Raw genomic sequence first — 21,371 nt, 5'->3', positions numbered from 1 at the left:
GCCACCGTCCGTCCGGCGGATCGCCTGGGGTTCACCCTGTTTCTCGCCGCTGCGCTGCACGTGGCACTGATTCTCGGCATCGGCTTCGGCCTGGAGTCGCCACCGGACATCAGCAAGACGCTGGAAATCACCCTGTCCACCTTCAAGAGCGATGAAAAGCCCAAGGAGGCCGATTTCCTCGCCCAGGACAACCAGCAGGGCAGCGGCACCCTGGAACACGTCGCCGCCCCCAAGACCACGGAGCAGGCGCCGTTCCAGGACAGCGAGGTGCGCAAGGTCACACCGCCGGCCACCCCGCAGCAACCCGCCACCCGCCAGGAAGCGCCCAAGGCGGCGGTGGCCACGCGTACACCACAACAGCAGAAGACCCCGGTCAAGCGCGAGGAAGCCAAGCCTGTGCCGGACACGCGCCCGGCGCCGGTCTTCGACTCCGCGCAGCTGTCGGCGGAGATCGCCAGCCTCGAGGCCGAACTGGCCCAGGAAGTCCAGCAGTACGCGAAACGCCCGAAGATCCATCGCCTCAACGCCGCCTCGACCATGCGCGACAAGGGTGCCTGGTACAAGGACGAGTGGCGCAAGAAGGTCGAGCGCATCGGCAACCTCAACTACCCGGACGAGGCGCGCCGCAAGCGCATCTACGGCAGCCTGCGCCTGCTGGTGTCGATCAACCGCGACGGCAGTCTCTACGAGGTGCAGATACTGGAGTCCTCGGGTCATGCCGAACTCGACCAGGCGGCCCAGCGCATCGTGCGCCTGGCTGCGCCCTACGCCCCGTTCACCGGCGACCTGGCCGATATCGACCGCCTGGAGATCATTCGCACCTGGCGCTTCGAGCGCGGCGACCGGCTGTCGAGCAACTGACCCCGCGCCGGGACGATGCACCCGCCTGAGCGGCCGCGCTTGTAGCTTGTCGCCAGCCGCTCCAAACTAGGCGTCATGAACACATCAGCCCCGACCTCGCTCAAGCACCATTTCCTGATCGCCATGCCGCACATGGCCGATCCGAACTTCGCGCAGACCGTGACCTACCTGGTCGAGCACAACGACCAGGGCGCGATGGGTCTGGTGATCAACAAGCCCAACGGCCTCAACCTGGCCGACGTCCTGGAGCAGTTGCGCCCGGACGAGGAGCCCGCCGCGCTGTGCCACAGCCTGCCGATCTTCGCCGGCGGCCCGGTGCAGACCGACCGTGGCTTCGTCCTCCACCCCGCCGGCCCGCAGTTCCAGGCCACCCTGGAGCTGGGCGAGCTGGGCCTGTCCACCTCGCAGGACGTGCTCTTCGCCATCGCCGACGGCAGCGGCCCGGACCAGTACCTGATCACCCTGGGCTACGCCGGCTGGGACGCCGGGCAGCTGGAGGCCGAGCTGGTCGACAACGCCTGGCTGACCTGCCCGGCCGACAGCAGCATCCTCTTCGACCTGCCTTACGACCAACGCCTGAATGCCGCCGCCGCACGCCTGGGCGTCAATCTCAGCCTGCTCACCTCGCAGACGGGCCACGCCTGATGAGCGACAAACCACTGCGCCTGCTGCTGGGCTTCGACTACGGCAGCAAGCAGATCGGCGTCGCCGTCGGCCAGATGATCACCGGCCAGGCCCGTGAACTGTGCGTGCTCAAGGCCCAGAACGGTGTGCCGGACTGGAACCGCGTGGAAGCATTGATCAAGGAGTGGCAGCCCGACGCCGTGGTGGTCGGCCTGCCGCTGAACATGGACGGCACGCCCAGCGAGATGAGCGCCCGTGCGGAAAAGTTCGCGCGCCGCCTCAACGGCCGCTTCAACCTGCCGGCCTACACCCACGACGAGCGCCTGACCACCTTCGAGGCCAAGGGCCAGCGCCTGCGCGAGGGCCAGAGCGGCGGCTACCGCGAGCGCCCCGTCGACGCCATTGCCGCCGCCCTGCTGCTGCAGGGCTGGCTGGAGGAAAACTGCACGGGCTGAGAACCGGTTGCGCTGCCGGCGCTCGGCAGCCTCGCTCACGCTCTCAGCAGCCGTTTAATCAAGGAGTTTCGCCATGCTACCGAACCCCAACGACCTGCTGCCGGCCATGGCCAGCGCCCTGACCCAGCACCTCAACCAGCGGCAGATCAGCGAGCCACGCTTCATCGGCATCCGCACCGGCGGCGTCTGGGTCGCCCAGGCCCTGCTCCAGGCACTCGGCCGCGAAGACGCACTGGGCATCCTCGACGTCTCCTTCTACCGTGACGATTTCACCCAGAACGGCCTGCACCCGCAGGTGCAGCCCTCCGAGCTGCCATTCGAGATCGAAGGCCAGCACCTGGTGCTGATCGACGACGTGCTGATGAGCGGCCGCACCATCCGTGCCGCCCTGAACGAACTGTTCGACTACGGCCGCCCGGCCAGCGTGACCCTGGTCAGCCTGCTCGACCTCAACGCCCGTGAACTGCCGATTCGCCCCGATGTGGTCGGCGCCACCCTGTCACTGGCGGCCAACGAGCGGGTAAAATTGTCCGGCCCCACGCCCCTGACCCTCGAACTCCAGACGCTCGCCAACTGAGACCCCCGCGATGACGCCACTCGCCGCCAAGCGCCCGCTGCAGCTCAATGACCAAGGCCAGCTGTGCCATTTCCTCTCGCTCGACGGTTTGCCCCGCGAGCTGCTGACCGAAATCCTCGACACCGCCGACTCCTTCCTCGAGGTCGGCGCGCGTGCGGTGAAGAAGGTCCCGCTGCTGCGCGGCAAGACCGTGTGCAACGTGTTCTTCGAGAACTCCACGCGCACCCGCACCACCTTCGAACTGGCCGCCCAGCGCCTGTCGGCTGACGTCATCAGCCTCAATGTGTCGACCAGTTCGACCAGCAAGGGCGAAACCCTGTTCGACACCCTGCGCAACCTCGAGGCCATGGCCGCCGACATCTTCGTCGTGCGCCACTCCGACTCCGGCGCCGCCCACTTCATCGCCGAGCACGTGTGCCCGAACCTGGCGATCATCAACGGCGGCGACGGCCGTCACGCCCACCCGACCCAGGGCATGCTCGACATGCTCACCATTCGCCGGCACAAGGGCAGCTTCGAGAACCTTTCGGTGGCCATCGTCGGCGACATCCTGCATTCGCGGGTGGCGCGCTCCAACATGCTCGCCCTGAAGACCCTGGGCTGCCCGGACATCCGCGTGATCGCGCCGAAGACCCTGCTGCCCATCGGCCTGGAGGAGAGCTACGGCGTGCGCGTGTTCAGCGATGCCGACGAAGGCCTCAAGGACGTCGACGTGGTGATCATGCTGCGCCTGCAGCGCGAACGCATGCAGGGTGGCCTGCTGCCCAGCGAGGGCGAGTTCTACCGCCTGTTCGGCCTGACCGAGCAGCGCCTGGCCCTGGCCAGGCCCGATGCCCTGGTGATGCACCCGGGGCCGATCAACCGCGGCGTGGAGATCGAGTCGGCGGTGGCCGACGGCCCGCAATCGGTGATTCTCAACCAGGTCACCTACGGCATCGCCATCCGCATGGCCGTACTGTCCATGGCCATGAGCGGGCAGAACGCGCAACGTCAACTCAACGCCGAGGAGGCCAACTGATGCGTACCGCAATCCTCGGTGCCCGCGTGATCGATCCCAGCAGCGGCCTGGATCGGGTCAGCGACCTGTACCTCGACGGCGGCAAGCTGGTCGCCATTGACCAGGCGCCCGCCGGCTTCACTGCCGACAAGACCCTCGACGCCCTGGGACTGGTCGCCGCCCCCGGCCTGGTCGACCTGTCCGTGGCGCTGCGCGAACCCGGCTACAGCCGCAAGGGCAGCATCGCCACCGAGACCCTGGCGGCGGCTGCCGGCGGCGTCACCAGCCTGTGCTGCCCGCCGTTCACCAAACCCGTGCTGGACACCCCGGCGGTGGCCGAGCTGATTCTCGACCGCGCCCGCGAGGCCGGGCACACCAAGGTGTTCCCCATCGGCGCGCTGAGCAAGAACCTGGCCGGCGAACAGCTGGCGGAGCTGGTGGCCCTGCGCGACACCGGCTGCGTGGCCTTCGGCAACGGCCTGGACAACTTCCGCAACAGCCGCACCCTGCGCCGCGCGCTGGAATACGCCGCGACCTTCGACCTGCAGGTGATCTTCCACTCGCAGGACTTCGACCTGGCCGAAGGCGGCCTGGCCCACGAGGGGCCCACCGCCAGTTTCCTCGGCCTGGCCGGCATCCCGGAAAGCGCCGAAACCGTGGCCCTGGCCCGCGACCTGCTGCTGGTGGAACAGAGCGGCGTGCGCGCGCACTTCAGCCAGATCACCAGTGCCCGTGGCGCCGAGCTGATCGCCGCGGCCCAGGCCCGTGGCCTGCCGGTGACGGCGGACGTGGCGCTGTACCAGCTGCTGTTGACCGACGAGGCACTGATCGACTTCTCCAGCCTCTACCACGTGCAACCGCCGCTGCGTTCCGGCAAGGACCGTGACGGCCTGCGCGAGGCGCTCAAGGCCGGCGTGATCTCCGCCATCGCCAGCCATCACCAGCCGCACGAGCGCGATGCCAAGCTGGCGCCCTTCGCCGCCACCGAGCCGGGCATCAGCAGCGTGCAACTGCTGCTGCCGCTGGCCATGACGCTGGTGCAGGATGGCCTGCTGGACCTGCCGACACTGCTCGCACGCCTGTCCAGCGGACCGGCCGCTGCACTGCGCCTGCCAGCCGGGCAACTGGCCGTCGGCAGCGCCGCGGATATCGTGCTGTTCGACCCGCAGGCCTCGACCCTGGCGGGCGAGCGCTGGTACTCCAAGGGCAGGAACTGCCCCTTCCTCGACCACCGCCTGCCTACGGCAGTGCGCTATACGCTGGTCGATGGTCACATCAGCTACCAGAGCTGAGCCCTCCGCGCCCGCCACCCGGCGGGCGCGCGCCTCGCGGGGCGCACCCCGCCTCCCACGTATCGCCCTGAACACGGCCTGTCTCATCCGCGACATGCCTTGCCCGCGCCACGACATTGGACGAATGAGTGACTCGACAGTCATGATCCACGTCAGGTTAGGCAGCCGAGATTTTCCAAACGCCACCGCCCTATGACTCCCGCCCGCGCCCAAGGCGCCGGCCTGGCGTCGCGCTGGCCTTGTTCAGGAGCTTTTGAGTTATGTCGCGCTTACCTGTGATCGTGGGTTTTGGGGGTTACAACGCAGCCGGGCGCAGCTCCTTCCACCATGGTTTCCGTCGCACCGTACAAGAGTCGCTGCTGCCCCAGGCCCGCCAGGAGACGCTGGCCGGTCTGGCACAGATGATGAAACTGGTGCGCGTGGTCGATGGCCAGTACCGGGACCAGGACGGCCAGCCACTGAGCCTGGCAGACATCGAAAGCCGCTACGCCGAGCAGATCCTCGCCGGCACGCTGGTCCGCCGTATCGAGAAGCAGCACCTCGATCCGGATGCCGCCCACTGGCACAAGAACATCGGCGTCGCGCCCGCCAACGGCACGGCCCTGAGCTTCGTCACCCAGCGCAAGCAGCTGCCCGAGCCGTTGCCGGCCAACTGGTCGCTGGAAACGCTCGACGGCAACGACGTACGCGTCACCCTGCACGACAGCTGCGAATTCAAGGTCGACAGCTACCGCCCGCTGGCCGTGAAATCCGCCGGGCAACTGCCCACCGGCTTCGAGCCGAGCGAACTGTACAACTCGCGCTTCCACCCACGCGGCCTGGCCATGACCGTGGTCGGCGTCACCGATGCGCTGCGTTCGGTGGGTATCGACTGGCAGCGCATCGTCCAGCATGTCGCGCCGGATGAAATCGCCGTGTTCGCCAGCTGCATCATGAGCCAGCTCGACGAAAACGGTTTCGGCGGCATGATGCAGTCGCGCCTCAAGGGTGGCCGCGTCACCGCCAAGCAGCTGGCTCTCGGCCTGAACACCATGCCGGCCGACTTCATCAACGCCTACGTGCTCGGCAGCGTCGGCACCACCGGCAGCATCACCGGCGCCTGCGCCACCTTTCTCTACAACCTGCAGAAAGGCATCGAGCAGATCGCCAGCGGCAAGGCCCGCGTGGTGATCGTCGGCAGCAGCGAGGCACCGATCAACCAGGAGTGCATCGAAGGTTACGGCGCCATGGGCGCACTGGCCACCGAGGATGGCCTGCGCCAGCTCGAAGGCCGCGACAGCGTCGACTTCCGCCGCGCCAGCCGCCCGTTCGGTGCCAACTGCGGTTTCACCCTGGCCGAGGCCTGCCAGTTCGTGGTGCTGATGGACGACGAACTGGCCCTGGAGCTGGGTGCCGAGATCCACGGCGCGGTGCCGGACGTGTTCATCAACGCCGACGGTTTCAAGAAGTCGATTTCCGCCCCGGGCCCGGGCAACTACCTGACCGTGGCCAAGGCCGTGGCCAGCGCCGTGCAGCTGCTGGGGCTGGATGCCGTGCAGCAGCGCAGCTTCGTTCACGCACACGGTTCCAGCACCCCGGCCAACCGCGTCACCGAGTCGGAAATCCTCGACCGCGTCGCCGAGGCCTTCGGCATCGAGCAGTGGCCGATCACTGCGGTGAAGGCCTTCGTCGGCCACTCCCTGGCCACCGCCAGCGGTGACCAGGTGATCGCTGCACTCGGCGCCTTCAAGTACGGCATCGTGCCCGGCCTGAAGACCATCGACGCGGTGGCCGACGACGTGCACCAGAAGCACCTGAGTCTGTCCACCGAAGACCGCAAGGTCGGCGAGCAGGCACTGGACGTGGCCTTCATCAACTCCAAGGGCTTCGGCGGCAACAACGCCAGCGCCCTGGTGCTGGCCCCGCACGTGACCGAGCGCATGCTGCGCAAACGCCACGGCCAGGCCGCCTTCGACGCCTACCTGGCGCGCCGCGAGGGCACGCGCACTGCGGCAGCGGCGTACGACAGTCAGGCGCTGCAGGGCAAGCTGGACATCATCTACAACTTCGGCAACGACATGATCGACGACCAGGCGATCTCCATCACCCGCGACGAAGTGAAGGTGCCCGGTTTCGACCAGCCGCTGGTGTTCAGGAAGGACGAGCGCTACAGCGACATGCTCGACTGAGCGTGATGCACAAGGGAGAGGCTTTCGCCGCGCAAGTCGCCGCTGAAGCGCCTCCCACGGCCACACCCAGCAGCCTCAGCGGGCGCAACCCGCCACTCCACGCCACTCCCCGCCAGAGACACGCTAGGTAGGAGCGGCTTCAGCCGCGATTCCCCGTCGTCGCAGCGCATCGCCGCCGCGCCCTCACGTAGGGCGGGTGCAACCCGCCACCCCCGCAGAAGATGCCTCAACCTTCCAGATCGCGCGCCAGCTCGATCAGCTCGCCGCGCCACTCGGCCGCGGCCGGCAGCGCCAGGAACGACGGGTTGAGGAAGGACTCACGCGCGTCGTAGGTCAGTGCCTCGCCGGCCAGATCAAGCACCTCGCCCCCGGCCCCCTCCAGCACGCCCTGTGCTGCCGCCGTATCCCACTGCGAGGTGGGCGCCAGGCGTGGGTAGCAATCGGCGTTACCTTCGGCCAGCAGGCAGAACTTCAGCGAGCTGCCGATATTGGCCAGCTGCGGCGCGCCGAAACGGGCGGTCAAGCCCGCGAGCAAGGTTTCCTGTGCCGGGCTCGAATGGCGCTTGCTGGCCACCAGGGTAAAGCCCCGCGCCGGCGCCAGGCGAACACTGATCGGACGCTCGTCACCCACCACGTCGCTGCACCAGGCGCCCAGGCCGGTACCGCCGTGGTAGCAGCGACCATTGGCCGGGATGCCGACCACGCCGAACACCACGCGCCCCTGCTCGATCAGCGCGACATTGACGGTGAACTCCTCCGAACCGGCGATGAACTCCTTGGTGCCGTCCAGCGGATCGACCAGCCACCAGCGCGTCCAGGCCGAGCGCTCGCTCAGGGGGATGTCGGCGGCTTCCTCGGACAGCACCGGAATTTCCGGCGCCAGGGTCTTCAGTCCGTCGGCGAGAATGTGGTGCGCGGCCAGGTCGGCAGCGGTCACCGGCGAGGCATCGGCCTTCTCCGTCACCGCGACGCCACTGCGCCAGTACGGCAGGGTCGCCGCACCGGCGGCGCGCACCAGTTCGATCACCCGCGGAACGAGAGGATGGCTCACAGGCTGAACTCCCCGCGTGCGCTCAACAGATCACGCACCAGGTACAGCGCCGCCAGGGCACGCCCCTCGCTGAACTGCTCATGCCGGGCCAGGCTCGACAGCTCGCGCAGGCTGATGCGGTCCACCCGCATCGGCTCCGGCTCGTCACCGGGCAGACGCTCCTCGAACAGGTTGCGCGCCAGCACCACCTGGATCTTCTGACTCATGTAGCCGGGGGACAGGCTCAGCTCGGTGATGTATTCCAGCTCGTGGGCGCCGAAGCCCGCCTCCTCCTTGAGCTCGCGGTTGGCCGCCACCAGCACGTCCTCACCCGGTTCGATCAGGCCCTTGGGCAACGACAGCTGGTAGTCGTCGGTGCCGCCGCAGTATTCCTCCACCAGCACCGCATGCTCGGCATCGAGCATCGCCACCACCATCACCGCACCATAGCCCGAGCCCTTGCCGACCAGACGTTCGTAGGTGCGCTCCGCGCCGTTGGAGAAGCGCAACTGCACTTCCTCGACACGAAACAGACGACTGCTGGCGACTATTTCACGGGCGAGTACCGTGGGCTTCTGACGCATGGGCTGACTCCTTGGCGTGACCTGGTCGGTTATCATACAGCGGCTTTTGTCATTGTCCCTGGCCGAGATTGCATCAAGGCGAAACAGGTCGACGGATTCACTCTTTGCACGAGGCCAGCATGCCCGCACTGCCCTGGCACCAGATCGACACCGTCCTGCTCGACATGGACGGCACCCTGCTCGACCTGCACTTCGACAACCACTTCTGGCTGAGCCATCTGCCACGGCGCTATGCCGAGCACCACGGCATCAGCCTGGCGCTGGCCGAGGCCGAACTGCTGCCGCTGTTTCGCGAACATGCCGGCACGTTGAACTGGTACTGCACCGACTTCTGGAGTCGCGAACTGCGCCTGTCGATCCGCGATCTCAAACGCGAGGTCGCCCACCTGATCGCCCTGCGCCCGGATGCCGAGCTGTTCCTGCGCGCGCTGCGCGACGCCGGCAAGCGCGTGGTGCTGATCACCAATGCACACCGCGATTCGCTGTCGCTGAAGATGGAGCGCGTGGAACTGGCGGCCTGGTTCGAACGCCTGATCAGCTCACACGACTACGGCTATCCCAAGGAAGACCAGCAGTTCTGGTCCGCCCTGCGCCAGGACGTCGACTTCGATCCGGCACGCAGCCTGTTCATCGACGACAGCCTGCCGATCCTGCGCAGCGCCGGGCGCTTCGGCGTCGCCCAGTTGCTCGCCGTGCGCCAGCCGGACAGCCAGGCCGGCCCCAAGGACAGCGAAGAGTTCGCCGCCGTGGAGGACTACCGCGCGCTGCTGCGGGGGCTGTAGGGTGGAAACCGCGAAGGCTTTCCACCCGAGACCGCCGAAGGCGGCGGCGAGAAGCGGGCTGCGCCCTAGGGGATGCGCAACACCTGGCCCGGATAGATCTTGTCCGGATGGCTGAGCATCGGTTTGTTGGCCTCGAAGATTTTCATGTAGGCGTTGGCGTTGCCGTACTCGCTCTTGGCGATGGCGCTCAGGGTGTCGCCCTTCTTCACGGTGACGAAACGCGCGGCCGGGGCCGGTGTGGTCACGCTGATCTGATCCTCGACCTCACCGACGCCGGCCACGTTGCCCAGAGCCAGCAGGATCTTCTCCTTCTCTTCCTGGGTGGCCACCTCGCCGCGCGCGATGACCTTGTCACCTTCGACGCTGACGTCGATATTCGGGTTGCCCAGGCCGACCTTGGCAACATGTTCCTTGAGCGATTCGGCGGCCTGCGCCTCCTGCCCCACCAGTGACTCCCACAGTTTGACCCCAGCATCTTTGACAAAGGCAAACAGACTCATGGCAATTCCTCTCTTTCCTTGTGGATGACCGGGCACAGCTCCCGGAGCGCAAAGTCTAGTTCAGCAGACGCCCCGGATTGGCCCGCGCACATTAGAATCCGCCCAGACCAGGAGTTCCCATGGATATCAAGCAACTGAAATTTCTCGTCGCCCTCGACGAAACACGCCACTTCGGTCAGGCGGCCGCGCGCTGCCACGTGACCCAGCCAACGCTGTCCATGCGCCTGCGCCAGCTGGAGGACGAGCTGGGTCTGGAGCTGGTGCGTCGCGGCCAGCGCTTCGAAGGGTTCAGCGCCGAAGGCGAACGCATCCTGGCCTGGGCACGCAGCCTGCTGGCAGCCCAGGATGGCCTGCTCGCGGAAGCGGCGGCCTGTCGCGGTCACCTGGTAGGTACCCTGCGCCTGGGCGTCGTGCCGCTGGCCAGCTTCGACCCGATGCGCCTGATCGGCCTGTTCGCCGCCCGCCATCCGGGCCTGCGCTTCCAGTTGCAGGCGTTGAGCAGCGAACAGATTCTCGAACAGCTGGCGCGCAATCAGCTCGACCTGGGCCTGTCCTATCTCGACCGCCTGGACCGCGAACACTTCGCCGGCCTGGAGCTGGCCGAAGCCCGCATGGGCCTGCTCTACGACCAGCGCCATTTTCACTTCGCCAGCAGCAGCCTGCGCTGGGAGCAACTGGCCGGCCTACCCCTGGGGCTGCTGTCGACCGGCATGCACTTCCGCCAATCCATCGACCACAGCTTCCGCGCCCGTGGCCTGAGCCCGCAGGTGCGCGTGGAAGCCGACGCCGTCCATCACCTCACCCAAGCCGTCAGCGCCGGGCTGTGCTGCTGCATCATGCCATTGCCGATAGACGGCACCCCGGCCGAAGGCCATCTGCGCCTGCTGCCCATCGAAGATGCCCACACCCTGGCCCCGCAGGGCCTGATCATGCGCCGCAGCGCGCCAGGCTCGCCCCTGGCCCAGGCCTGTTTCGAAGAGGCCCGGGACTGGCTGCAAACACCACGATAGATACGCTCGATCAAGGTATCAAAGCCAACGATTAGACGCTCCTCGTCCATGAGCCTAGGCTTGCCTGTGTCAATCTGTCACAGAGCACGCCTCGATGGCCAAGCCAGACGCCTCGCCGCAGATTGCCAGTGCCTACGCCTACGCCGAACTTGGTGACGGCCGTGCGCAGCATGCCGCACTCGCCGAAGAATGCGCCCTGGCGATCAGCTACAACGACCTGAACCAAGCCGTGATGATGGTTTCGCCCCATCACCTGGAAGATTTTGCCGTGGGTTTCAGCCTCGGCAATGGTCTGATCTCGTCCATCGACGATATCTATGACATCCAGCTGCGCGGTCTCGGCGACAGCCGCGAAGCCCGCCTGGAAGTCAGCAGCCGCGCATTCTGGGCCATCAAGCAGCAGCGCCGGCAACTGGCTGGCAGCAGCGGTTGCGGCCTGTGCGGCGTGGATGCCCTGGAGCAGGCCCTGCCCGCCCTGCAGGCGTTGCCCGGCGCACCGCTGCCGGCACTGCAGCACCTGAGCGGGTTGCGCGAGCGCATTGGCGAACAGCAGCAGCTGGCACGCCACAGCGGCGCCCTGCATGCCGCCCTGTTCATCGACGCAGCGGGCGAGATCCGCCTGTGCCGCGAAGACATCGGCCGCCACAACGCTCTCGACAAGCTGATTGGCGCCCTGGCCCGCGAACGTATCGACACCCGCGGCGGCTTCGCCCTGGTGACCAGCCGCTGCAGCCTGGAACTGCTGCACAAGGCCGTACGTGCCGGCATCGGCACCCTGGTGAGCCTGTCCGCCCCCACGGCACTGACCGTGGAATGGGCGCGGCGCCATCGCCTCAACCTGATCCACCTGCCTCATCACAGCACGCCGCGCGTCTACAGCCCGGCGCCTGACGAAGAAGACCGACCATGAGCCTGCAACCCGTCAACCCTCGTTACAAACCCTACAACGGCCCCGCTGCGGGCTGGGGTGCGCTGAACGCCGTCACCCGCTTCTGGCTGGACAGCAAGCAGCCGTTCAAGAACCTGCGCGCCCTGCTCAAGACCAACCAGAATGGCGGCTTCGACTGCCCCGGCTGTGCCTGGGGCGACTCCCCCGAGGACGGCCGCATCAAGTTCTGCGAGAACGGCGCCAAGGCGGTCAACTGGGAAGCCACCAAACGTCGCGTGGATGCGGCGTTCTTCAAGCGCTACAGCGTCAGCCAGCTGCGCGAGCAGAGCGACTACTGGCTCGAATATCAGGGCCGCCTGACCCACCCGATGCGCTACGACGCTGCCAGCGACCGCTACGTGCAGACCAGCTGGGACGACGCCTTCGCCCTGATCGCGCAGCACCTCAAGGCCCTGCCGAGCCCGGATCACGCCGAGTTCTACACTTCCGGCCGCGCCAGCAACGAGGCCGCGTTCCTCTACCAGCTGTTCGTCCGCGCCTACGGCACCAACAACTTCCCCGACTGCTCGAACATGTGCCACGAAGCCAGCGGCGTGGCGCTGATCCAGAGCGTCGGCATCGGCAAGGGCAGCGTCACCTTCGACGACTTCGAACACGCCGACGCCATCTTCGTGCTCGGCCAGAACCCCGGCACCAACCACCCGCGCATGCTCGAACCGCTGCGCGAGGCGGTCAAGCGTGGCGCCCAGGTGGTCTGCTTCAACCCGCTCAAGGAGCGTGGCCTGGAGCGTTTCCAGCACCCGCAGAACGCCCTGGAGATGCTCACCAACGGCTCCGAGCCGCTGAATACCGCCTTCTTCCGTCCGGCCCTGGGCGGTGACATGGCCGCCCTGCGCGGCATCGCCAAGTTCCTCCTGCAGTGGGAGCGCGAGGCGCAGGCCAAGGGCGAGCCCGCGTTGTTCGACCATGCCTTCATCGCCGAACACACCGATGGCGTCGACGCCTACCTGGCGCTGCTCGACGACACCGCCTGGGAGGCCATCGAGAAACAGTCGGGGCTGAGCCTCAGGGACATCGAGCAGGCCGCACGCATGTACCGCCGTGCCGAGCGGGTGATCATCTGCTGGGCCATGGGTATCACCCAGCACCACCATTCGGTGGCCACCATCCAGGAAATCGTCAACCTGCAACTGCTGCGCGGCAACCTCGGCCGCCCCGGCGCCGGCCTGTGCCCGGTGCGTGGCCACAGCAACGTGCAGGGCGACCGCACCATGGGCATCAACGACCGCCCACCGGTGGCGTTGCTCGACGCCATCGAGGAACGTTTCCAGTTCAAGGTGCCGCGCGAGAACGGGCACAACACCGTGGAAGCGATCAACGCCATGATCGACGGCCAGGCCAAGGTGTTCATCGGCCTCGGCGGCAACTTCGCCCAGGCCACCCCGGACAGCCCGCGCACCCACCAGGCACTGCAGAGCTGCGACCTCACCGTGCAGATCAGCACCAAGCTCAACCGCAGCCACCTGACCGTGGGCAAGGATGCGCTGATCCTGCCGTGCCTCGGCCGCACCGACATCGACCGCCAGATCGACGGCCCACAAGCGGTGACGGTGGAGGATTCGTTCAGCATGATCCACGCCTCCTACGGGCAGCTGGAACCGCTTTCCGGCAGCGAGATGCGCTCGGAGCCAGCCATCATCGCCGGCATCGCCAAGGCGACGCTGGGTGATCACCCGGTGGCCTGGGACGCGCTGATCGCCAACTACGACCGCATCCGCGACCTGATCGCCGACACCATTCCCGGCTTCCAGGACTTCAACCGGCGTGTCGCCAACCCTGGGGGCTTCTACCTCGGCAACTCGGCCGGGGCCCGGCAGTGGAGCACCGCCTCCGGCAAGGCCAATTTCAAGGCCAACGCCCTGCTCGAGGACCTGCTCCCCCCGCAGGTTCGCGAAAGCGGTGAGACCCCGGACCTGATCCTGCAGACCCTGCGCTCGCACGATCAGTACAACACCACGGTGTACGGCCTCGATGACCGCTACCGGGGCGTGCGCGGCCAGCGCGACGTGCTGTTCGCCAACGAGGCGGACATCCTGCGCCTGGGCTTCAAGCCCGGCCAGAAAGTGAACATCCGCTCGCTGTGGAACGACGGTGTCGAGCGCTGCGTCAGCGGCTTCACCCTGCTGGCCTTCGACATTCCCGCCGGCCAGGCTGCGGCCTACTTCCCCGAGGCCAACCCGCTGGTGCCGCTGGAAAGTGCCGGTGTCGGCAGCAGCACGCCGACCTCCAAGTTCGTTGCCATCTGCCTCGCGGCAGCGAACGGCAGCAACCTGCTGGGCAGCAGCGCGACCAGCTGACCGGCGGCCAGGAACCTCGAACGGAAATCGCCGGTCAATGGCGTAACCCCTGCCATCTGGCGGTTTCTGCATTCGAGGTGTCCATGAAGTCTGTGCAACTCTTCTTCCTTTCCCTTGGCCTGAGCAGCGCGGGCTATGCCTTTGCCGGCAGCACCGAAGCCGGCCTCGGCGGCGCCCTGGGCGGAGCGGTGGGTGCGATGGTGGGCCAGCAGGTCGGTGGCAACACCGGTGCCGCCGTGGGCGCTGGCCTGGGCGGCGCCGCCGGCAGCATGGTCGGCGCCGATCGCCGCAGCCGTACGGAAGCAGCCATCGGTGGCGCACTGGGTGCGGCGGGCGGCAACGTGGTCGGTCAGCAGGTTGGCGGCAACACCGGCGGCGTGGTCGGTGCCGCGGTCGGCGGCGGTGCCGGTGGTGCGCTGGGCAACTACATGGGCAACGCCAGCTACGATGACGATCGCCGTGGCAAGCATCGCCACTACAACGGCAAGAAGCAGCGGAAACACCACAAGCACTGGCACCGTCGCTAACGTACGCCCAGTACCCAGGGTTCGTGGCGGCGACCGAAAGCGACATCGACCTGCGCCTTGAACCCTGACTGCTGATAGGCCGGCGTCCAGCCGCGCGCCTGCTCCCGGTAGGCATGGGGAACACTCAGGCGTCCATTGTCCAGGCGGATGCTGGCGCCATAACCGCCTTGCGCCGAATGGCGGTAGGGCTCGATGCGCCCGGCCAGCAACACCTGATGCCGCCGATCCGGCCAGCGCTGGCGCAGCGCCTCAGGGTCCACCCCCGCATCCACCAGCATCAGGCGACTGGCCCGCTGTTCCTCGTGCTCCAGACGACGGCGGCGCTCGTCCCGCTCCTGCTGCAGCAGTTCGCTGTCGGGACTGGCCTGCAACTCGGCCTCGGCCAGGCTCAGCGCCTGGCGCACCTGCTCGACCTGGCGCCGGTAGCTCGGCCCATCCAGTTCCAGCACCAGCCAGACCTCGCGCGCCGGCTGTCGCCCCAGCTCGACCTGCCCGTCACCGACAGCGAACCCCAGCGCCCTGAGTTTGGCCGCGTCCAGCCAGGGCAGCTGCCAGTCGTCACCGGGGCGGCGCCAGAGCAGTTGCAGACGCGTCACGGTGTCCCCCTCATCCGCCAGCCAGCCACTGGAAACGCGCTGCAGCTCGCGCTCGCTGAGCGACAGGCGCGCCTCGGGCTCACCGCTGCGGTTGTACCAGACGCCGCCCAGGGCAACGGCATTGCTCAGCAGCACGATCCCCAGGGCCAGCCACAGGGAGCGCTTCATGCTGCACCGCCATTGGCCGTGCGCCGCCAGCGCTGCAGCAGCACCAGCAGCAGCAACGCGATCAGACCGAGCAGAAGGAAGAACAGGTAGCGTGGCAACAGCTGCCACCACCAGTCGAACAGTTTGGCGAACAGCATGATCAGGGCGAAGACCAGACCGGTGCTGACCACTTCGCTCCAGCCACGGCGAATGCCCAGCCAGATCGCCAACCCTGACAGGGCGAAGCCGAGGGTCTGATAGAACGCCTCGATCCACCCCGTGGACCAGCCGAGATAGCTGCCGCCGCCCCAGTAGGACAGCACCAGCACCGGGCCGAGCAGATAGAGCAGCCCCATCACCCGGTAGCAGGCCGCGAACCCCAGGTAGCGGCGCTGATCCCACCCCTGCGGCACGAGCAGCAATGCGGTCAGCGGCATGAACAGCTCCGGTCGCTCCGCCAGCGACCACCAGTGCCAGCCGGCCCAGTTCCCCAGGCGCGCGGCGACGAACAGGCCGAAACAGAGCAGCGCCACCACCAGCAGCAGGCGCTGGCGGCACTGATAGGCCAGCAGCAGGGCCAGCGCGCCCCAGGGCAGCAAGGCCTTGTCGGACGGGGCGATGTTGAAGATCTGCCCGAGCATCGACAGGTTGAGCACGAAGCACACGAACGCCAGCACGGCTGCCAGCCTGGCGTAATAGCCGGAGCTGTCGCGCCGCTGCAGCCAGTGGCACAGCAGCAGGCTGCCCAGGGTACTGCCGAGCAGGATGGCGACCTGAGCGGAAGCGGCGAACAACCCCCAGAACTGGTAGAAGAGGAAGAACAGGCCGGCGGCCAGCGCCAGCGCGCCGAACAGCGAGGCCAGGCGCATGCCCAGCGACAGCTGGCGGGCACGAACGTCGGCGTCGATGTCCAGCGTCTGGCGAAAGTGCGCCAGCAGGCGTTGATGATGGCTGCTGACCGCCTGCGCCTGAGCCTCGCTCAGTTGCAGGACCTGCTCCGCGCTCAGTGCGCTCAACTCCTCGCGGAACGCAGCGATGCGGGCAGCGCGCTGCTGCGCCTGCTCACGCTCGAAATCGGACATGGGCACTCCCTGGCGAATGACTGCCCACAGCCTAGCAGGCCATCGCAGAACTACCTATGCCGGCAAGGTAGCGCTGAAAGCAGCGTCACATCGCGGCTTCACTGCAGGTCACCGGCCATCTTCTGCCAGTGCGCCAGCCGGCGCTGTCGATCAGGCGCTGAGCAGGCTCGCCAGCGCCGCGCGCAAAGCATCGGGTATGGCCACCGGGCGATTGCTCGTGCGCTCGACGAAGACATGCACGAAGCGCCCCGCCGCGCACGCCTGCTCCTCGCCCGCCCGGAAGATCGCCAGTTCGTACTGCACCGAGCTGTTGCCCAGCTTGCCGACGCGCAGCCCCACCTCGATGGCATCTGGGAAGGCGATGGAAGCGAAGTAGTCGCAACTGGAGCTGACCACGAAGCCCACCACCTCGCCGGCATGGATATCCAGGCCGCCCTCGGCGATCAGGTAGGCATTCACCGCACTGTCGAAGTAGCTGTAGTAGGTCACGTTGTTGACGTGGCCATAGATGTCGTTGTCGTGCCAGCGCGTGGTGATCGGCTGGAAATGGCGGTAGTCGCCACGCAGGTGCTGGGGTGGGTTCATGCAGGTTCCTTGGCGCGTCAGTAGGCGGCCTGGTAGATGGCCAGGGCCTGCTGTTCGTTCATCTCACGTGGATTGTTCACCAGCAGGCGCTGCTGCAGCATGGCGTCCGCCGCCAGCGTCGGCAACATGGCCTCGCTGACAGCGGCGTCGCGCAGGCGCGTCGGCAGGCCGCTGCGCTCGCTGAAGGCGGCCAGGGCCTCGATCAGTTGCCCGGTCTGCGCAGCCGCAGTGCCAGGTCGCAGTCGATCGCCAAGCACCAGCGGCGCCAGCTCGGCATACAGCGGTGCGGCAACCGGCGCATTGAATGCCAGCACCTGCGGCAGCACCAGGGCATTGGACAGGCCATGGGGAATATGGAAGTGCCCGCCCAGCGGATAGGCCAGCGCATGCACCGCCGCCACCGGCGCGTTGGCGAATGCCTGACCGGCCAGGCAGGCGCCGAGCAGCATGGCCTGACGGGCCTGGCGGTTGCCGCCATTACCCACCACCTCGTCGAGATTGCCGGCCAGCAGACGCAGCGCCTCACGCGCCAGGAGATCGGAGATGGGGTTCTTCTTCAGCGCGCTGGTGTAGGCCTCGATGGCGTGCACCATGGCGTCGATGCCGGTCGCGGCGCTCACCGTCGGCGGCAGCCCCAGGGTCAGGTCGGCGTCGAGCAGTGCCAGATCGGGCAGCAGCAGCGGGGAGACCACGCCCATCTTGGTCGTCTCGCCGGTGGTGACGATGGCGATGGGGGTAACCTCGGAGCCGGTACCGGCGGTGGTCGGTATCTGGATCAGCGGCAGGCGCCGACCACGCGCGTTGCCCACGCCGTAGATCTGCGCCAGCGCCTGGTCGCAGTCGGGATGCCCGAGCAGCGCCACCAGCTTGGCCACGTCCATCGAACTGCCGCCGCCAAAGCCGATCACCAGCTCCGCCTGCTGCTCGCGGGCCTGGGCCACGGCGGCCAGCACCACCGCTTCGGGCGGGTCGGCCAGCACCTGATCGAATACCCGTGCGTCCATCCCGGCACGGGCGAAGCCCGGCAACAGCGGGTCGAGCAGACCGAGCCGGGTGATGCCCGGATCGGTGACGATCAGCACGCGGCGAGCGCCGCGCTCATGGCAGAGTTCGGCCAGCCTCAGGCTGGCGCCGGATTCGCAGAGAATCTGCGCGGTGGTGGTGAAGCTGAAAGGGTGCATGCAGTGCTCCTCTTGTTGTAGTCGTGACCTCGGGTATCACTGACGGTGCAGACGCCGGCTTGCCGGCCCCTGCACCGTCGCTCGGTCAGAAGGCGAAGCTCTCCTCGGCCATGGCCATCAGGCAGTCCGCACCACCCAGCAGCGCCTCGCGGTGGGCGCTGGCGCGCGGCAGCACACGGCGCAGGTAGAACTGCGCGCTGTGCAGCTTGGCCTGGTAGAAGTCCGCCTCGGCGCTGCCGGCGTCCAGCGCCTGCTGGGCTCGCGCCGCAGCCTGCAACCAGAAGCCGGCCAGCAGTACGTAGGCCGAGTACTGGAGAAAGTCCACCGAGGTGGCGCCAATCTCCTGCGGGTCGCGCTGGCAAGCCGCGAGCAGCGCCGCGCTCAGCTCCCGCCACTCGCCGATTCGGCCCTGCACGACCCTGGCCATCTCCGCCAGGCGCGGATGCGCGGCCTGGGCATCGCACAGCTCGCTGAACTCGGCCTGCAGCGCAGACAGTTCGCTGCCGCCATCACCCAGGACCTTGCGGCGGATGTAGTCCAGCGCCTGGATGCCATTGGTGCCTTCGTAGAGCTGGGTGATACGGCTGTCGCGCATCAGCTGCTCCATGCCCCATTCACGGATGAAGCCATGGCCGCCGTAGACCTGCACCGCATGGCTGGCCACCTCCTGGCCCATGTCGGTGAAGAACGCCTTGACCACGGGGATCAGCAGCGCCGCACGCTTGCCAGCCGCCTTGCGGCTCTCGCCGTCCTCGGCGGCGTGTTCCAGGTCCAGCTGGCGCGCGGTATAGGCGGCGAGCATGCGGCAGCCTTCGAGCAGGCTTTTCTGGGTCAGCAGCATGCGCCGCACGTCAGGGTGATTGATGATCGGATCGGCCGGTTTGTCCGGCGCCTGCACGCCTGTCAGCCCCCGCGACTGCAAACGCTCGCGGGCATAGCGCAACGCGCCCTGGAAGGCCGCCTCGCCGATCCCCAGGCCCTGCAGACCGACCTGGAAGCGCGCGTCGTTCATCATGGTGAACATGCACGCCAGGCCCTGGTTGGCCTCGCCGACCAGCCAGCCCGTCGCACCGTCGAAGTTCATCACGCAGGTGGAGGCGCCCTTGATCCCCATCTTGTGCTCGATGGCGCCGCAGCTCAGGGCATTGCGCTCGCCCGGCGTGCCGTCGGCCGCGGCGATGAACTTCGGCACCAGCAACAGGCTGATGCCCTTCACCCCGGCAGGCGCATCCGGCAGGCGCGCCAGCACCAGGTGGACGATGTTCTCCGACAGGTCCTGCTCGCCGCCACTGATGAAGATCTTGTTGCCGCTCACCCGGTAGCTGCCATCGGCCTGCGGTTCGGCACGGGTGCGCAGCAGCGCCAGGTCGGTGCCGGCCTGCGGCTCGGTCAGGCACATGGTGCCGGCCCACTGACCGCTGACCAGCTTGTCCAGGTAGCCCTGCTTGAGCGCTTCGCTGCCATGCCGGTGCAGCGCCAGCACCGCCCCTTCGGTGAGCCCGGAGTACACGCGGAAGGACAGCGACGCGCCCATCAGCATCTCGTGAAAGGCGAACGCCACCAGCTGCGGGAAACCCTGGCCGCCATGTTCCAGCGGCCCGGTCATGCTCGCCCAGCCGTTGTCCACGTACTGCCGGTAGGCCTCGCGAAAGCCCCGGGGCGTCGTCACGCAGCCATCCTCGAGCCGGCAGCCCTCTTCATCGCTGTTGCGATTGAGCGGAGCGACCTCGCCCGTGGCGAAGGCGGCAGCCTCCTCGAGAACCCCGTCGATCAGCTCGCGATCCAGGCCGTTGCCCAGGCGTTCGCAGTGGCCGGCGGCATCGAACAGTTCGTGCAGCACGAAGCGCATGTCGCGCAGAGGTGCCTGGTAGCTCATGCCTTACCCTCCTGAACATCGGCAAAGGTCTTGTGCTCCTGCACCAGGCGCTCGATCAGCGCCGCAGGCTGCCAGTGTGCGCCGAAGCGTTCGGCCAGCAGCAACAGGCGCTGGCGGATGGCGGCCAGGCCCTGAGCATCGGCCCAGCTCATCGGCCCGCCACGCTCGGCGGGGAAGCCATAACCGTTGAGGTAGACCCGATCGATATCCGCGCTGCTGACGGCGATGTTCTCCTCGAGGATCTTCGCCCCCTCGTTGACCAGCGCCAGCAGGCAACGCTCGACGATCTCCTCGGTGCCGACATCGCGACGGACGAACCCGAGGCGCTCCGATTGCATCTGCACCAGGCCGTCGACGGCCGGATCATGTTCCGCCTGACGGCTGCCCGGCGCGTACAGGTAGTAGCCCTTGCCGCTCTTCTGGCCGAAGCGTCCCAGTTCGCACAGGCGGTTATCCACCTGCACGGCCGGGTCGTCCTGGCCCTGCCCGGACAGCTCGCGGGCCCGCCACTCCAGGTCGATACCGACCACGTCGTACATACGGAACGGCCCCATGGCGAAACCGAACCCCTGCAATGCCGCGTCCACCTGGTGCGGCCAGGCGCCTTCGAGCAGCAGCATGCGCGCCTCGCGTACGTAGGTGTGCAGCATGCGATTGCCGATGAAGCCGTGGCAGTTGCCGGCGACCACCGCCACCTTGCCCATGCGCGTGCCCAGTGCCACGGCGGCCTGCAACACAGCCGGCGCGGTGCTGGCGCCGCGTACGATTTCCAGCAGTTTCATGATGTGCGCCGGGCTGAAGAAGTGCAGCCCGAGCACCGCTTCGGGGCGCGTAGTGACCGCTGCGATGGCGTCGATGTCCAGCGCCGAGGTGTTGCTGGCGAGCAACGCTCCGGGCTTCATCACCGCGTCCAGCTCACGGAAGATCTGCTGCTTGAGCTCGAGATTCTCGTACACCGCCTCGATCACCAGGTCGGCATCGGCCAGCGCCGGATAGCCATCCACCGCCTCGATGAGGGCACGCCGCGCGGCCGCCTCGGGCGCATCGATACGGCCCTTGGCGACGTTGTGCGCCCAGGTCTCCTCGGCCATCTGCAGACCGGCTTCGAGCATCTGCCGGTTGTTGTCCAGCCAGAGCACGCGCAGGCCGGCATTGGCCAGGCTGATGACGATACCGCGGCCCATCGTGCCGGCGCCGATCACGGCGGCACAGCGAAGCGGCGAGACGGTGTTGTTCATTGTTGTTCCTCTC

General features: G+C 67.5%; 21 protein-coding genes. 12 read left to right on the top strand and 9 right to left on the bottom strand.

Features of this window, described 5'->3' with window-relative positions; all coding sequences use genetic code 11:
- From EPK82_RS23140 to EPK82_RS23110, 7 genes are all read left to right on the top strand, one after another.
- Positions 1-861, top strand: an 861-nt coding sequence (locus tag EPK82_RS23140) for an energy transducer TonB (protein ID WP_134678178.1), incomplete at its 5' end; no start/stop codon positions are given.
- A gap of 75 nt (positions 862-936) precedes the next feature.
- Positions 937-1,506: a YqgE/AlgH family protein gene (locus tag EPK82_RS23135; protein ID WP_134678177.1), complete on the top strand. Its 570-nt coding sequence runs from the start codon at positions 937-939 to the stop codon at positions 1,504-1,506.
- The gene (ruvX, locus tag EPK82_RS23130; RefSeq protein WP_134678179.1) at positions 1,503-1,940 is read left to right on the top strand and encodes a Holliday junction resolvase RuvX; all 438 of its coding nucleotides are present in this window, start codon (positions 1,503-1,505) and stop codon (positions 1,938-1,940) included. Before EPK82_RS23135 ends, ruvX begins: the two co-directional genes overlap by 4 nt.
- A 73-nt stretch (positions 1,941-2,013) precedes the next feature.
- Positions 2,014-2,517: a bifunctional pyr operon transcriptional regulator/uracil phosphoribosyltransferase PyrR gene (gene pyrR / locus EPK82_RS23125; RefSeq protein WP_134678176.1), complete on the top strand. Its 504-nt coding sequence runs from the start codon at positions 2,014-2,016 to the stop codon at positions 2,515-2,517.
- Between the two features lie 10 nt (positions 2,518-2,527).
- Positions 2,528-3,535 (top strand): aspartate carbamoyltransferase catalytic subunit, encoded by a 1,008-nt coding sequence (locus EPK82_RS23120; RefSeq protein WP_037050152.1) that lies wholly within the window; start codon positions 2,528-2,530, stop codon positions 3,533-3,535.
- Positions 3,535-4,806, top strand: coding sequence for a dihydroorotase (locus tag EPK82_RS23115; RefSeq protein ID WP_134678175.1), 1,272 nt, complete (start codon positions 3,535-3,537; stop codon positions 4,804-4,806). Before EPK82_RS23120 ends, EPK82_RS23115 begins: the two co-directional genes overlap by 1 nt.
- Positions 4,807-5,066: 260 nt before the next feature.
- Entirely contained in the window at positions 5,067-6,974 is a 1,908-nt protein-coding gene (locus EPK82_RS23110; protein WP_134678174.1) for a beta-ketoacyl synthase, read from the top strand.
- 226 nt (positions 6,975-7,200) lie between these two features.
- Here EPK82_RS23110 and cysQ read toward each other — a convergent pair whose 3' ends face one another.
- Positions 7,201-8,025 carry a 3'(2'),5'-bisphosphate nucleotidase CysQ gene (gene cysQ / locus EPK82_RS23105; protein WP_134678173.1) on the bottom strand — a complete coding sequence of 275 codons (825 nt, stop codon included), beginning with the start codon at positions 8,023-8,025 and terminating at the stop codon, positions 7,201-7,203.
- Positions 8,022-8,588, bottom strand: a complete 567-nt coding sequence (gene nudE / locus EPK82_RS23100; RefSeq protein WP_037050162.1) for an ADP compounds hydrolase NudE — start codon at positions 8,586-8,588, stop codon at positions 8,022-8,024. The genes cysQ and nudE overlap by 4 nt, the downstream gene beginning before the upstream one ends.
- A 119-nt stretch (positions 8,589-8,707) precedes the next feature.
- On the opposite strand from nudE, the gene yrfG reads away from it, so the two are divergent.
- Positions 8,708-9,370 carry a GMP/IMP nucleotidase gene (gene yrfG, locus EPK82_RS23095; protein ID WP_134678172.1) on the top strand — a complete coding sequence of 221 codons (663 nt, stop codon included), beginning with the start codon at positions 8,708-8,710 and terminating at the stop codon, positions 9,368-9,370.
- Between the two features lie 65 nt (positions 9,371-9,435).
- On the opposite strand, the gene lysM is transcribed toward yrfG, so the two are convergent.
- Positions 9,436-9,870 carry a peptidoglycan-binding protein LysM gene (gene lysM, locus EPK82_RS23090; RefSeq protein ID WP_037050164.1) on the bottom strand — a complete coding sequence of 145 codons (435 nt, stop codon included), beginning with the start codon at positions 9,868-9,870 and terminating at the stop codon, positions 9,436-9,438.
- 119 nt (positions 9,871-9,989) lie between these two features.
- Between lysM and EPK82_RS23085 the strand changes: the two genes are divergently transcribed.
- The 4 genes from EPK82_RS23085 (at position 9,990) to EPK82_RS23070 (ending at position 14,653) form a co-directional block, all read left to right on the top strand.
- Positions 9,990-10,880, top strand: a complete 891-nt coding sequence (locus tag EPK82_RS23085; protein WP_047585580.1) for a LysR family transcriptional regulator — start codon at positions 9,990-9,992, stop codon at positions 10,878-10,880.
- Between the two features lie 94 nt (positions 10,881-10,974).
- Positions 10,975-11,790, top strand: coding sequence for a formate dehydrogenase accessory sulfurtransferase FdhD (gene fdhD / locus EPK82_RS23080; protein ID WP_134678171.1), 816 nt, complete (start codon positions 10,975-10,977; stop codon positions 11,788-11,790).
- Positions 11,787-14,126, top strand: coding sequence for an FdhF/YdeP family oxidoreductase (locus EPK82_RS23075; RefSeq protein WP_134678170.1), 2,340 nt, complete (start codon positions 11,787-11,789; stop codon positions 14,124-14,126). Before fdhD ends, EPK82_RS23075 begins: the two co-directional genes overlap by 4 nt.
- A gap of 83 nt (positions 14,127-14,209) precedes the next feature.
- Complete coding sequence (locus tag EPK82_RS23070) at positions 14,210-14,653, top strand: glycine zipper domain-containing protein (protein ID WP_134678169.1); 444 nt, start codon at positions 14,210-14,212, stop codon at positions 14,651-14,653.
- On the opposite strand, the gene EPK82_RS23065 is transcribed toward EPK82_RS23070, so the two are convergent.
- From EPK82_RS23065 to EPK82_RS23040, 6 genes are all read right to left on the bottom strand, one after another.
- Positions 14,650-15,417 carry a DUF4824 family protein gene (locus tag EPK82_RS23065; protein ID WP_134678168.1) on the bottom strand — a complete coding sequence of 256 codons (768 nt, stop codon included), beginning with the start codon at positions 15,415-15,417 and terminating at the stop codon, positions 14,650-14,652. The two genes, EPK82_RS23070 and EPK82_RS23065, sit on opposite strands and share 4 nt — an antisense overlap.
- A complete protein-coding gene (locus EPK82_RS23060; RefSeq protein ID WP_134678167.1) occupies positions 15,414-16,478 on the bottom strand; it encodes a DUF2157 domain-containing protein in 1,065 nt (354 codons plus the stop codon). The genes EPK82_RS23065 and EPK82_RS23060 overlap by 4 nt, the downstream gene beginning before the upstream one ends.
- Before the next feature lie 150 nt (positions 16,479-16,628).
- Complete coding sequence (locus EPK82_RS23055) at positions 16,629-17,063, bottom strand: acyl-CoA thioesterase (RefSeq protein ID WP_037050180.1); 435 nt, start codon at positions 17,061-17,063, stop codon at positions 16,629-16,631.
- Positions 17,064-17,080: 17 nt separating this feature from the next.
- Positions 17,081-18,244, bottom strand: a complete 1,164-nt coding sequence (locus tag EPK82_RS23050; RefSeq protein ID WP_134678166.1) for an iron-containing alcohol dehydrogenase — start codon at positions 18,242-18,244, stop codon at positions 17,081-17,083.
- An 85-nt stretch (positions 18,245-18,329) separates the two neighbouring features.
- The gene (locus tag EPK82_RS23045; protein ID WP_134678165.1) at positions 18,330-20,120 is read right to left on the bottom strand and encodes an acyl-CoA dehydrogenase C-terminal domain-containing protein; all 1,791 of its coding nucleotides are present in this window, start codon (positions 20,118-20,120) and stop codon (positions 18,330-18,332) included.
- Positions 20,117-21,358 (bottom strand): 3-hydroxyacyl-CoA dehydrogenase, encoded by a 1,242-nt coding sequence (locus tag EPK82_RS23040; protein ID WP_134678164.1) that lies wholly within the window; start codon positions 21,356-21,358, stop codon positions 20,117-20,119. The genes EPK82_RS23045 and EPK82_RS23040 overlap by 4 nt, the downstream gene beginning before the upstream one ends.
- Positions 21,359-21,371: the final 13 nt, after the last annotated feature.

The sequence above is a fragment of the Ectopseudomonas khazarica genome (genome assembly GCF_004521985.1).
GTDB classification, from domain to species: Bacteria; Pseudomonadota; Gammaproteobacteria; order Pseudomonadales; family Pseudomonadaceae; genus Aquipseudomonas; species Aquipseudomonas khazarica.
This window is presented reverse-complemented; position numbering and strand designations above follow the sequence as displayed.

Excerpts from the sequence above, each read along its gene's own strand:
- yrfG (WP_134678172.1), top strand. The coding sequence starts at position 8,708 with ATGCCCGCACTGCCCTGGCACCAGATCGACACCGTCCTGCTCGACATG.
- EPK82_RS23085 (WP_047585580.1), top strand. The coding sequence starts at position 9,990 with ATGGATATCAAGCAACTGAAATTTCTCGTCGCCCTCGACGAAACACGC.
- EPK82_RS23040 (WP_134678164.1), bottom strand. The coding sequence starts at position 21,358 with ATGAACAACACCGTCTCGCCGCTTCGCTGTGCCGCCGTGATCGGCGCC.
- EPK82_RS23075 (WP_134678170.1), top strand. The coding sequence starts at position 11,787 with ATGAGCCTGCAACCCGTCAACCCTCGTTACAAACCCTACAACGGCCCC.
- EPK82_RS23120 (WP_037050152.1), top strand. The coding sequence starts at position 2,528 with ATGACGCCACTCGCCGCCAAGCGCCCGCTGCAGCTCAATGACCAAGGC.
- EPK82_RS23045 (WP_134678165.1), bottom strand. The coding sequence starts at position 20,120 with ATGAGCTACCAGGCACCTCTGCGCGACATGCGCTTCGTGCTGCACGAA.
- EPK82_RS23060 (WP_134678167.1), bottom strand. The coding sequence starts at position 16,478 with ATGTCCGATTTCGAGCGTGAGCAGGCGCAGCAGCGCGCTGCCCGCATC.
- EPK82_RS23110 (WP_134678174.1), top strand. The coding sequence starts at position 5,067 with ATGTCGCGCTTACCTGTGATCGTGGGTTTTGGGGGTTACAACGCAGCC.
- EPK82_RS23115 (WP_134678175.1), top strand. The coding sequence starts at position 3,535 with ATGCGTACCGCAATCCTCGGTGCCCGCGTGATCGATCCCAGCAGCGGC.
- nudE (WP_037050162.1), bottom strand. The coding sequence starts at position 8,588 with ATGCGTCAGAAGCCCACGGTACTCGCCCGTGAAATAGTCGCCAGCAGT.
- EPK82_RS23135 (WP_134678177.1), top strand. The coding sequence starts at position 937 with ATGAACACATCAGCCCCGACCTCGCTCAAGCACCATTTCCTGATCGCC.
- fdhD (WP_134678171.1), top strand. The coding sequence starts at position 10,975 with ATGGCCAAGCCAGACGCCTCGCCGCAGATTGCCAGTGCCTACGCCTAC.
- pyrR (WP_134678176.1), top strand. The coding sequence starts at position 2,014 with ATGCTACCGAACCCCAACGACCTGCTGCCGGCCATGGCCAGCGCCCTG.
- EPK82_RS23065 (WP_134678168.1), bottom strand. The coding sequence starts at position 15,417 with ATGAAGCGCTCCCTGTGGCTGGCCCTGGGGATCGTGCTGCTGAGCAAT.
- lysM (WP_037050164.1), bottom strand. The coding sequence starts at position 9,870 with ATGAGTCTGTTTGCCTTTGTCAAAGATGCTGGGGTCAAACTGTGGGAG.
- EPK82_RS23050 (WP_134678166.1), bottom strand. The coding sequence starts at position 18,244 with ATGCACCCTTTCAGCTTCACCACCACCGCGCAGATTCTCTGCGAATCC.
- EPK82_RS23055 (WP_037050180.1), bottom strand. The coding sequence starts at position 17,063 with ATGAACCCACCCCAGCACCTGCGTGGCGACTACCGCCATTTCCAGCCG.
- EPK82_RS23070 (WP_134678169.1), top strand. The coding sequence starts at position 14,210 with ATGAAGTCTGTGCAACTCTTCTTCCTTTCCCTTGGCCTGAGCAGCGCG.